We start from the raw sequence: 11,187 nt of genomic DNA on the forward strand, positions 1-11,187 counted from the left end.
CGCCGTAGCAGCTTTTGTACCGTTCCTACGCAGCGGCAATTTGATTTTCTTGGCTGGTCACATTGCCAAACTCGGCGGCCAGCCATGGGTCGGTCAGTTGGGTGCGAATCTAACAACCGAGCAAGGGAAAAACGCCGCACACGCCGCGGCCATCGATCTGATGTAAAGTACTCCTAAAACCTCATCCCAACGAACAGCAGAATCGTGCGGAAACAGCAATATCATTGTGAGAATAATGAACTTGTGGAATTGTCGGTTCTCCGCTACAAAGAGCAGGAAGTTTAGGAAACCCTGCTGCCTCATGCGATTCAAATTCGGCAGACCGGCGGTCCCGAGGTTCTGAACTGGACACCGATCGAGGTCGGTGAGCCCGGGTCGGGTCAGGTGCGCCTGCGACAGGCGGCGGCGGGCCTCAACTACATCGATATTTATCACCGCACGGGATATTACTCGCAGCCGCTTCCCTTTATTCCGGGTCTCGAAGGTGCCGGGACTGTCGAGGCGATCGGGCAGGATGTGCGTGGTGTGAAAGTCGGCGATCGGGTGGCCTATGCCGGTCCCGCCGGTGGCTATTCCGAGGTGCGGCTCATCGAAGCCGATCGACTGGTGCGCTTGCCGGATGCGATCTCCTTCGATCAAGCAGCCGCGATGATGCTCCAGGGTATGACTGCTCAGGTGCTGATCCGGCAGGTTTATCCGGTCAAGGTGGGTGACTTGATCCTCGTGCACGCCGCCGCCGGCGGGACCGGGCTCATTCTCTGTCAGTGGGCGGCCGCTCTCGGCGCGACGGTCATTGGTACCGTTTCGACAGAAGCCAAGGCCGAATTGGCTCACGCCCACGGCTGCAAACACACCATCCTCTATTCCAAACAGGATTTCGTGGCAGAAGTTTCCCGGATCTCCGGCGGCGAGAAACTGCCGGTGGTCTTCGATTCCGTCGGCAAGGATACCTTCTTACGCTCGCTCGATTGTCTACGACCACGCGGATTGATGGTGACGTTCGGACAAGCTTCCGGTCCAATCGACCCTATTGCACCCGTCCTACTGTCGCAGAAGGGTTCGCTCTTTCTGACACGGCCTTTGCTCTTCCACTACATCGCGCGGCGAGAAGAGCTTGAAGCTTCCGCTAGCGAGTTGTTCAATGTGGTGGCTTCGGGAAAGGTGCGCATTAACGTCAATCAGCGCTTTGCGCTCAAGGATGCCGCCGACGCCCACAAGGCCTTGGAAGCGCGCGCAACCTCGGGCTCCACCATCCTGACCATCCAACCCAGTATCCAAAGGAGTCTGCCATGAGCAAGACCGCAATTACCTCGCCCGAACTCGCGCCGCCGGTCGGCCCGTTTTCCCAGGCGATCGAAGTCGGTGGTTTCATCTATTTCAGCGGTCAGGTCGGCCAAAACCCGGCCACCGGCAAGGTAGTCGATGGGGGCATTGCGGCCGAGACGGAGCGCGTCTTCCAGAACCTCTCGGCGGTTCTCAAGGCGGCCGGAAAGAGTTTCGATCACGTTGTGCGCGCCGGTGTGTATCTCACCAGCATGAGTGATTACGTGGCGTTGAATGGCATTTACGCCAAGCATTTCAGTCAACCCTTTCCCGCCCGTACGGTGATCGCGGTGGCCGCGCTGCCGCTAGGAGCCTGCGTTGAGATCGACCTCGTCGTCAAGGCTTGAGGCGACACGCGGAGGTTGATCTTATGAAGTACGCATTTCAAATAGTCGATATTTGCAGTTCGACACCGTTCGGCGGTAATCAACTCGCGGTTCTGCCTGAGGCGGTCGGCGCGCGATGAAAGTGGACCCGATCATCGCCTTGCGCGAAAGTTGAGAACAATTCTCTCAGATAAAGGAGTGTGGCAGCCAATGCCTGTTCTTCAGTACGTCCATCTCGATGTTTTTACGAATCAACCATTCACGGGCAACCAGTTAGCCGTGTTCCTCGATGCCGCAGGAATTGACGAACAGCGGATGCAGCGGATCGCGAATGAAATGTGTCTCCCCGAAACCACGTTTGTATTGCCTCCCGAGGCTCCCGGCACCGACGCGCGCGTCCGCATTTTCACACCCTCCCAGGAGCTCCCGATGGCTGGGAGCCCGACGATCGGAACGACCTTTGCGCTCGCGGGAGCAGGACGGCTGCGCGCTGGGACCGATAAAGCCGTGCTGGACCTGAATATCGGACCAATCACCGTGGGGCTCGAGTGGGGTCCGAGCGCGCTGTGCTATGCCTGGATGACGCAACCCCTCCCCGCCTCGGGCCCTGTTATCGCCGACGCCGGTGCAATCGCCGCCGCACTCGGCCTTCAGCCCGGCGACCTTTCCGGGAGGGATTTGCCAGTGGAGATCGCTTCCTCTGGCCTCCCGTTTGTGTACGTTGCGCTAAAGTCACGCGCGGCGGTCGATGCGGCGGTTCTCGATCGTGCGAAGCTGGGTGCGTTACTCCGCGCGGTGCACCTCGAAGAGCACCCGGTTTTCTTGTTCTCGCCCGAGACGGCCAGTGATGGCGCCACGGTGTACAGTCGCATGTTCGCTCCCAGCCTCGGCATTCCGGAGGATCCCGGCACCGGCAGCGCAAGCGGACCGCTGGGCGCCTATCTATTCCAGCACAACGCCGTGCCAGCCGGCACGGCCACGCGGCTCGTGAGCCTGCAGGGTGTCCGGATGGGCCGCCCATGCCGCATTCAAATTGCGCTCTCCAGTCGTGCCGGAGTCCTCGAGGAGGTGCGGGTCGGTGGCCAGGCGGTAGTTGTCGGCGAAGGAACACTCCGCGGATAGCCGACTTTGGTGCGGCAAGCTAGGTGAGCAGATTACCACCGCTGAGGGGAAACGAACGGCTAGCGGCGTCGCGATCGAATTACTTGCCACACTTCAGGCCGCCATTATGGCTGTGGAGGTCGCTGATTAATGGGCCAAGTGAAGTCTTACCGTTACGTGCTCGTTGACGGTTCCGGTATGGCGATAAGTACCAAACCGCATTCAATGCTTGCCTTGGAATGGAACAAGACGACGAGAAGGAGATGCCATCAATGAAGACCTTAGGGATCGTGGGAGGAATTGGACCCGAGTCAACCGTTGACTACTATCGCTCGCTCATCCAACTGTGGCGTGATCAAACGAAGGATGGAAGTGCTCCCTCCATTCTCCTGAACAGCATCGACTTGAAAAAGTGGCTCCATATGCTCGCTGCGAACGAACTCACCGCCGCGGCCGCCTATGCGAGCGAAGAAATGCAGAAGTTAGCACGGGCGGGAGCCGATGTCGGATTGTTTGCGTCGAATACCCCACATATTGTTTTTGGCGAGCTTCAGCGCCGATCGTCTATCCCCCTGATTAGCATCGTGGAAGCGACGCGCGAGGTCGCGGAAGAACTCGGACTGCGTCGGCTCGGCCTGTTCGGTGTGCGCTTCACGATGCAGGGACGCTTTTACCCGGACGTCTTTTCTAAGGCCGGGATCGCCCTCGTCGTCCCCAACGAAACCGAGCAAACCTACATCCACGACAAGTACATCAATGAACTGCTGAAGGGCATGTTCTTGCCCGAAACGCGGGAGCGGTTGCTGGTGATCGCCGAGCGTCTTGCCAAGCAGGAGCAGGTGCAAGGCTTGATTCTAGCCGGCACAGAGCTGCCGTTGATTTTGCGGGACGCGAGTTGCAGCATCCCATTTCTAGATACGGCTCATATTCACGTAAAGGCCGCGCTGAGGCGGCTGTTGTCCTAACAAGGCGTACACAGGCTGCTCGGGTCAGATCGCTGCCATTTTGTAGCGCGTAAACGACGCTACGAAGCTAAGGGACGGCCCGAAAGAATCAAAGGGGCTTCAAATGCAACAAGTTTGGCCGTATCTGCCGTTGAGGGCGCCGGCGTGGTCGAACGGGTGGGAAGGGCTGTGTTGTGCGTCCCGATCCGAGCGATGTAAGTCATCAAATTGTTGATTGGGAGCCGGCAGCGTTGCGCATCGGGTCTATTGCAGAGACTCACGGCTTCCCGGGCATCCGGCGGGAGAAACTTAGCCAACGCAAGTGAGTAGAGAGCTGCAACGGGCGATGTCCGAGTGACTACTTGCGCGGTCGCGCGTTCCGCCGATTCGCGCGTACACGCCTTCGGCTCCTCGTTACGGGCTTCGTGGTGTCGGCTGCCTCAAACAAATGTCGAATGCGGTGTTCCAACAGTTCGACAGCCCTCTCCAAAGCACCGAGTTGCCCAAGCCGCACTATCGCGACGGACATGTGCAAGTCAAATGATGGGGGGCGCAACACTTCAACCGTGCCGAGAGAATTGTTACTGGCAACAAATCGCGCCGGCAGCAACCCGACTCCATATCCTGACTGAACGAACGCCAGCTGAAGATGCATGTTGTGGATTTCAGCCGCAATCATTGGGGTGAAGCCGTCACGTTCCATCCGATCGATGAGGCCCGCCCGAAAGAAACACCCAGGCGGATTGAGCACCCAAGGTGCTCTGCCCAAACTTTCCCAATCACCGCCCACGTTGCCTGCGGCGCCTTGAACGATCTCCACACGGTCCGTCGCGATGATATTCGTCACAAGTGGCGCAGGCGCCGTCCTACCTTCAGGAAAAGGCACGGCTGCAACGTCGAGCTCACCCGCGAGCAGCCGGTTAAATAATTCACTCGTGCGCTCGCTCAATAGCCGCACTCTGACCTTGGGGTATTTTTCCGTCAGAGCCCGAATCGGTTCGATAAACGTCCCCTCGGCCAAGGGATGCGCGAGCCCGATGCGCAAGAGGCCGTGAGGTTCGGCGTCGCGCGACGCAAGAGATTTCAGCGCCTCCGTGCGCTGCAACAGAGCTCGCGCTTGTTCAAGCACTCTGGATCCCAGCGAGTTCAAGCGCGGCGGCTTTACTGAGCGATCGAGCAGCTCAGCACCCAATTCAGCCTCCAGCCTTTGCAGTTGCCGGGTTATAGCCGATGGTGTCCGGAATAGACGATCAGCTGCACCGGCAATGGACCCGGCCTGGGCAAACTTTACGAGCGCGTGTAAATCGTCGAGCACGGGATCCTCCTAAGTAACTCCTAAAACCTCCTCCCAACCAATGCAGAATCGTGCGAAAACAGCAACATCATTGTGAGAATAATGAACTAGTGGAATTGTCGGTACTCCGCTACAACCGGTAAGTAGAGGCAGTGGAGGTAGCGTGAACAAGTCAGTGTGTAGAGCGATGGTGGGCGTCGCCGGCGCAAACTTAACGCTCAATTCAATGGGATTGGCGGTGTGCAAAATTGATGGGCAGTGGAAGATCTTGTCCCTTACCTGGACCGGCTATTGATAGTCACAGCCTCGCATCAGGATTTCGCTGGCCGAGTAAAGATTCATCACCAGAGGTGAAAAGAAAATGATCAAGGCCATTATTTTGTCCATGTGTCTCTCCTCACTTTCGCTGAATGCACGTGCCCAGGATGTTCGCCAGTATTCTGAGGGCCCGGTCACAGAGGTGAACTACATACAAGTTGAGTATGGGCATTTTGAAGAGTACATCGATTGGCTAAATTCGACATGGAAGCCGACCATGGAAGCGACGAAGAAAGCTGGGCTAATCATCGATTACAAGGTCTTCCAGCTCACTCCAAAATCACCGGATCAGCCCAATATAATTCTCTGGATCACTTATAAAAACATGGCGGCTTTAGATAAAGGCGTCGAGCAAGAAGAAGTGGCCAAGAAAGTAATCGGTAGCACCGAGTTTCAGAACAAGGCCAGAGTGGCCCGGAGTGAATACAGAAAAGTTCTGGGCACTGAATTGATTCGTGAAATTATTTTGAAATGAACACTCGCCATTTACGTACCTAAGGGAGTTTCAGTCATGGTTAAGCGATCCCAGCTTTTTTGTGCCTTGGCCTTGATTCTGCTGTTTGTCCCGTTCGTACCCGGACAGGCCAACAAGAAGATCCAGGTTAAAGACCACAGCGATCTGCCCCGATTCACGTATCCCTTGCCTGGGCCTGCGTCCGTCCTATTGCAAGCGGATGCCGCGACCTTTAACGCCTTTGCAGTCAAGGTAAGAACTGATCTGGAAGCAATCCTTCGCGACTATGAAATCGAGGATAAGGCTACGTTGAGGTCTCTACTGAGCGCTAAGCTGGATCTTCAGCACCTAGCTGGCGAAAACGCGGCTGCGCTGGAGACCGTCAAAGCGCTGCGCGCGCTCGAGGAGAAACCGTCTCCGCGTCTGACCACAGGGCTCTATATGCAGTGTGTTCTGGAAAGCGAGATCGCGACGAATGGCGCTAGCGGTCCCGCTTTTGAGGGGGACTTTGCCAAGCGCTACCGGGAGGCAGTCGATTCGCTGCCATGGGATGTGGTGCAGGACTGGGCCAAGTCGGCTCGGGGCGATGCTCAGCTGTCGTCGAAGGCCCGCATTGTGGGTTCTGTGAAAACGAACATCGATCCTGCAGTCGAGAAATCCGGTGTGGTGGATAACCAGCAAGCTTGGGCAGTGATCCGCGACCGAGCGGCGCTGCAGTTCGAACTGCCGTTGAAAAATATACGGGCGGATGTGTTGAGCGGTTACATCGGCACCCATAACGTGACGAAGCCGGACATTTGGACCGCGAGAGAAGTCACGCTCAACGCGAAAGAGAACCTGACGCCGGTTTTGGTCGGAATCTGGGACTCAGGCGTCGACGTCTCGATATTCGGTGACCAGGTATTCACCGACCCTCACCCTACCGCCAGCGGGACGCACGGATTGGCGTACGCGGAAGATGGTAGCCCGTCGACCTCGTGGCTTCAGCCTCTTACCCCCGCGCAGCAACTGCAATACCCTGACGCTCGCGCCCAACTCAAGGGCCTTGGCGACCTGAGTAATGCTATCGATTCACCGGAAGCGGGCGCGCTGCGGCTGAAGTTCAGCACTTTGAGCTCGGATCAAATCAATGAGCTATCCAATCTGTATAAGGCTCTTGAACCCTATATTCACGGGACGCATGTTGCCGGAATTGCGATACGAGGAAATCCGGCGGCCCGCCTGGTGGTGGCGCGGTTTGACGATCAACTGCCCGATTTTACGTTCCAGCCGACGACGGAATGGGCGCACAAAATGGCGTCGAACTTCGAGCAGATATCGGATTACTTTCGCACCCGCAACGTTCGCGTAGTCAACATGAGCTTTGGCGACGATGCTTCGGAGTTTGAAGCGTGGCTTTCGAACACAGGCGCTGGAGCGGACCCGGCGGAACGCAAGCAGCGCGCGCTTGAGCTCTTCGATATCTGGCATGACGCGGTTGAGACGGCGATCAAGAACGCTCCTAATATTCTTTTTATTTGTGCCGGAGGTAATAGCGACAGCAACGCGGAATTCGAAAAGGACGTGCCGTCCTCATTGCACTTGCCCAATCTCATCGCGGTTGGAGCCGTGAACCAGGCGGGCGATGAGACTTCGTTCACCAGCTACGGCGATACGGTCGTTGTGGACGCCGATGGCTACAACGTTGAGAGTTATGTGCCGGGAGGCAGCAAACTCCAACTCTCAGGCACGTCGATGGCATCGCCGAATGTCACCAATCTGGCGGCTAAGCTGTTCGCGCTGCAACCGTCATTGACGCCCGCGCAAGTCATTGAACTGATCAAACGCGGCTCTACCACCAGCAAGGATGGGCGTCGACACCTGATTGACGAAAAGCGCTCGGTTGCGCTGCTACGGGAAGGGAAGTACCGTCAAGCACAAAGGCCACAAGAGCACGCAAAGGCCACAAAAGCACACGAAGAAAAACCTTGATACTTAATCTTTCGTGATACCTGGTGTCCTTGGTGGTTCTCCGGTTCTGGCTTTATTGTCCGAGTTGATCGATCTTCGCCGCCAGTATGAAGGGGATCAGATTGCTGTGGCCGAAGGGGACCCGGCCTGGGCAAACTCTACAAGCGCGTGTAAATCGTCGCGCACGGGATCCTCCTAAGTAACTCCTAAAACCTCCTCCCAACCACTAGCAGAATCGTGCGAGAACAGCAACATCATTGTGAGAATAATGAACTAGTGGAATTGTCGGTTCTCCGTTACAAGGGCAGGCAGTCTATGCTTTTGTGGAAAGGAGAAAGACATGCGCATTGGTTCGGTTTCGCATTCCTTGCTGATGTTGATCGCTGGCGGCACGGCCTCCCTGATACTGGCTGCGGGATCTGCGCGCACTGCGCCGCGCGCGCCGGCCGATCTGGTGGAGTTCGAGAAGATGACCTGGGTGGAAGTGAAGTCCGCGCTCGCGGCGGGCAAGACGACGGCGCTCATCTACACCGGCGGTACCGAGCAACGAGGCCCCCAGCTCGCGAACGGCTACCATAACCTCGTTGCGCATGCGCAGGTCGAGGCGATCGCGAGAGAACTCGGCAATGCTATCTTCATGCCCGTGTTGCCCTACACTCCGAACGATGCAGAAGCGCTTCCCGGTACCATCGGGATCACGAACGAGCTGCTCGCTGCCATGCTCGAGCGCATCACGGAGGAATCGATCCTCAACGGTTTCCGCAACGTGATTCTGATGGGCGATCACGGTGGCGGCCAACCGCAGGTCTACGAGGAAGTCGCCAAGAAGCTCGACCGACGCTACAGGCCAAACGGAATTCGTGTGTTCTACTGTGACCAGGTCTATAGGGCCGCCAATGATGCGTTCGATCAGTACCTGGCGCAGCGCGGCTATCCACTCGGCCTCCACGGTTACCTTTATGACACCTCCCAAATGATGTATCTCGACAAGGACGACACATGGGTGCGCAGAGATCTGGTCTCCTCTGCACTGGGAGATCCCGTCGTCGATGGCAAGGTGCAGATCGGGCCGCAGAGTCCACAAAACGGAATCCTGGGTGACGCGCGCCGCTCAACGGCGGAGCTGGGGAAGCGCGCATTCGACATGAAGGTCGATTACGCGGTGAGGCAGATTCGTCGTTTCCTAGCCGGCGGATATTAGTGGTATCGTGAATCTCACCTTCGGGAGCCGATATCGGAATGCCATTGGCTTCCAATGCGAATGAACCGGCGATTCGCCTCGAACGAGGCTTCAGATCTCGCGCTTGTTCAAGCACCATGGAGCCCAGCGAGTTCAGGCGCGGCGGCTTTACTGAGCGATCGAGCAGCTCAGCACCCAATTCAGCCTCCAGCCTTTGCAGTTGCCGGGTTATAGCCGATGGTGTCCGGAATAGACGATCAGCTGCACCGGCAATGGACCCGGCCTGGGCAAACTCTACGAGCGCGTGTAAATCGTCGAGCACGGGATCCTCCTAAGTAACTCCCAAAACCTCCTCCCAACGGATAGCAGAATCGTGCGAGAACAGCAACATCATTGTGAGAATAATGAACTAGTGGAATTGTCGGTTCTCCGCTACAACCGGTAAGTAGAGGCAGTGGAGGTAGCGTGAACAAGTCAGTGTGTAGAGTGATGGTGAGCGTCGCCGGCTTGGCGGTGCTCGGGATGACCGCAACGCTGGCCGGCGCACAAACCCATCCAGCGGCTTTTACACTCAACGATGTGATGCAGGCGCCGTTTGCGTCGGACATGCTGGCCGCGCCAACGGGCACAGCTGTCGCGTGGGTATTCAATGCGAAGGGCTGCAGTAATATCTGGGTAGCAGACCCTCATGGCGCGAAAGCGCGCCAGATCACGCGGTACACAGAAGACGACGGTTTCGATATCGGCGAACTCGCCTGGTCGCCGGATACGAAGTCGATCGCCTTCACGCGGGGCCAGAGTCTGGTGGACGAGACCCCGGCCAACGTTAATGATTCTCCGGAAGGCCCAGTGCCCAAGGAAGTATGGCTGGTTGCCACGGCCGGGGGCGTGCCGCATAAGGTTGGCGCGGGAAACTTTCCTAGCTTCTCGCCCGATGGCAGCCGGTTGCTGTTTGTCGACAAGAAAAGAATTCTGACCGTGGCCGCGAGCGGCGATGGCGACGCGCAGCCATTGCTCATCGATCAGGGAACAGTGGACTCGCTGACCTGGGCGCCGAACGGCAAGCGCCTGGCGTTCGTGAGCCATCGAGGCAGCCATTCGCTGATCGCTGTCTACGATTTCGTTGACCAAACCATCGTCTGGTTGAGCCCGAGTCTAGACTACGACAGCTCGCCCGCGTTCTCACCGGACGGCGCGCAGATCGCCTTCGTTCATGTGCCGGCCCAGAAAACTCCCCCCGCATTCTTCTCCCAACGCAGCGGACGGCCGTGGTCGATCTGGACGGCGGATGTGAAAACCGGCCAGGGGCGACGAGTCTGGATTGCCGACGCTGGACCCGGAAGTGTATTCCATCCGACGCGCTCGGCGACGAACGACGTTCCCGACGTTGACTCGGCGACAAACCTGTTCTGGACCAACCATGATGATCTCGTGTTCCCCTGGGAGAAAAGCGGCTGGCTGCATCTATATGCCGTCCCCGTGCGAGGCGGGGCGGCCCGCGCACTCACAGTGGGAAATTTCGAGGTCACACACGTCGTCTTCAGCCAGGACCGCAAACGCCTGGTCTATTCGTCCACCCAGGATGACACCGACAGGTTGCATATCTGGGCGGTCGATGCCGAGCACGGTTCGGCGGTGCGCACCGCCCAGAGCCACGCCATCGAAGACTATCCGCAGATCGGCGCCGACGGCGCTCTTTTCGCATTGCAGAGCGACGGCAACCAACCGCTGCATCCGGTCGCGTTGAGCGCGGAAGGGCAATGGCGGCGGCTCGCTCCGGAAGCCATCGCGTCCTCCTTCCCGAGTTCCAAGCTCGTCATGCCCCAGGCCGTGACCTTTCCGGCGAAGGATGGCCAGGAAACGCACGCGCAACTGTTCCTGCCACACGAAACTACCTCCAAGCCGCACCCGGCGATTTTGTTCTTCCACGGCGGCCCTCAAAGACAGATGTTTCTGGGGTTCAATACCAACCGTTCGTATAGCTGGATATACGCATTTAATCAGCACCTCGTCGCCGAGGGCTACATCGTGCTGTCGGTCAACTATCGCGGCGGTACCGGCTATGGCCTTGACTACAGAGAGGCCGACGACCTCGGCCCCGGCGGCAGCAGCGAGCTCAATGACCTGTTCGGCGCTATCACCTATTTGCGAGGCCGACAGGACGTCGACACCCATAGATTAGGCATTTGGGGGCCAAGCTATGGGGGACTCATGACGGCCCTCGGTCTCGCGCGCGCCTCAGATGCATTCGCGGCCGGTGTCGATTATGCAGGCATACATAACTGGTCGACGTTCCT

9 protein-coding genes and 1 pseudogene are annotated in these 11,187 nt (G+C 57.9%); 9 read left to right on the plus strand and 1 reads right to left on the minus strand.

Translation table 11 applies throughout. The annotated features are described in order from the left end of the window. The 5 genes and pseudogenes from VNL17_06290 to VNL17_06310 all read left to right on the plus strand — a co-directional run bounded on the left by VNL17_06290 (position 1) and on the right by VNL17_06310 (position 3,715). Positions 1-163: pseudogene (locus VNL17_06290) on the plus strand (RidA family protein). Between the two features lie 131 nt (positions 164-294). Then, positions 295-1,293, plus strand: coding sequence for a quinone oxidoreductase (locus VNL17_06295; GenBank protein ID HXI83684.1), 999 nt, complete (start codon positions 295-297; stop codon positions 1,291-1,293). Further along, positions 1,290-1,670, plus strand: a complete 381-nt coding sequence (locus VNL17_06300; protein ID HXI83685.1) for a Rid family detoxifying hydrolase — start codon at positions 1,290-1,292, stop codon at positions 1,668-1,670. Before VNL17_06295 ends, VNL17_06300 begins: the two co-directional genes overlap by 4 nt. A gap of 189 nt (positions 1,671-1,859) precedes the next feature. Then, complete coding sequence (locus tag VNL17_06305; protein HXI83686.1) at positions 1,860-2,771, plus strand: PhzF family phenazine biosynthesis protein; 912 nt, start codon at positions 1,860-1,862, stop codon at positions 2,769-2,771. 218 nt (positions 2,772-2,989) lie between these two features. Next, positions 2,990-3,715, plus strand: coding sequence for an amino acid racemase (locus tag VNL17_06310; protein HXI83687.1), 726 nt, complete (start codon positions 2,990-2,992; stop codon positions 3,713-3,715). Positions 3,716-4,052: 337 nt separating this feature from the next. Here VNL17_06310 and VNL17_06315 read toward each other — a convergent pair whose 3' ends face one another. Continuing rightward, on the minus strand, positions 4,053-5,009 hold the full coding sequence (locus VNL17_06315) for a LysR family transcriptional regulator (GenBank protein ID HXI83688.1): 957 nt from the start codon (positions 5,007-5,009) through the stop codon (positions 4,053-4,055). A gap of 340 nt (positions 5,010-5,349) precedes the next feature. Between VNL17_06315 and VNL17_06320 the strand changes: the two genes are divergently transcribed. The 4 genes from VNL17_06320 to VNL17_06335 form a co-directional block, all read left to right on the plus strand. Next, positions 5,350-5,781 carry a hypothetical protein gene (locus VNL17_06320; GenBank protein HXI83689.1) on the plus strand — a complete coding sequence of 144 codons (432 nt, stop codon included), beginning with the start codon at positions 5,350-5,352 and terminating at the stop codon, positions 5,779-5,781. Between the two features lie 36 nt (positions 5,782-5,817). Beyond that, complete coding sequence (locus VNL17_06325; protein HXI83690.1) at positions 5,818-7,731, plus strand: S8 family serine peptidase; 1,914 nt, start codon at positions 5,818-5,820, stop codon at positions 7,729-7,731. 319 nt (positions 7,732-8,050) lie between these two features. Beyond that, entirely contained in the window at positions 8,051-8,911 is an 861-nt protein-coding gene (locus tag VNL17_06330) for a creatininase family protein (GenBank protein HXI83691.1), read from the plus strand. Positions 8,912-9,355: 444 nt separating this feature from the next. Continuing rightward, a partial coding sequence (locus tag VNL17_06335; GenBank protein ID HXI83692.1) for a prolyl oligopeptidase family serine peptidase occupies positions 9,356-11,187 on the plus strand: 1,832 nt, incomplete at its 3' end.

The sequence above is a fragment of the Verrucomicrobiia bacterium genome (assembly GCA_035577545.1).
Lineage (GTDB): Bacteria > Verrucomicrobiota > Verrucomicrobiia > Palsa-1439 > Palsa-1439 > Palsa-1439.

Coding starts and splice junctions, on each gene's coding strand:
- VNL17_06320 (HXI83689.1), top strand. CDS start 5,350: ATGATCAAGGCCATTATTTTGTCCATGTGTCTCTCCTCACTTTCGCTG.
- VNL17_06300 (HXI83685.1), top strand. CDS start 1,290: ATGAGCAAGACCGCAATTACCTCGCCCGAACTCGCGCCGCCGGTCGGC.
- VNL17_06305 (HXI83686.1), top strand. CDS start 1,860: ATGCCTGTTCTTCAGTACGTCCATCTCGATGTTTTTACGAATCAACCA.
- VNL17_06325 (HXI83690.1), top strand. CDS start 5,818: ATGGTTAAGCGATCCCAGCTTTTTTGTGCCTTGGCCTTGATTCTGCTG.
- VNL17_06330 (HXI83691.1), top strand. CDS start 8,051: ATGCGCATTGGTTCGGTTTCGCATTCCTTGCTGATGTTGATCGCTGGC.
- VNL17_06310 (HXI83687.1), top strand. CDS start 2,990: ATGGAACAAGACGACGAGAAGGAGATGCCATCAATGAAGACCTTAGGG.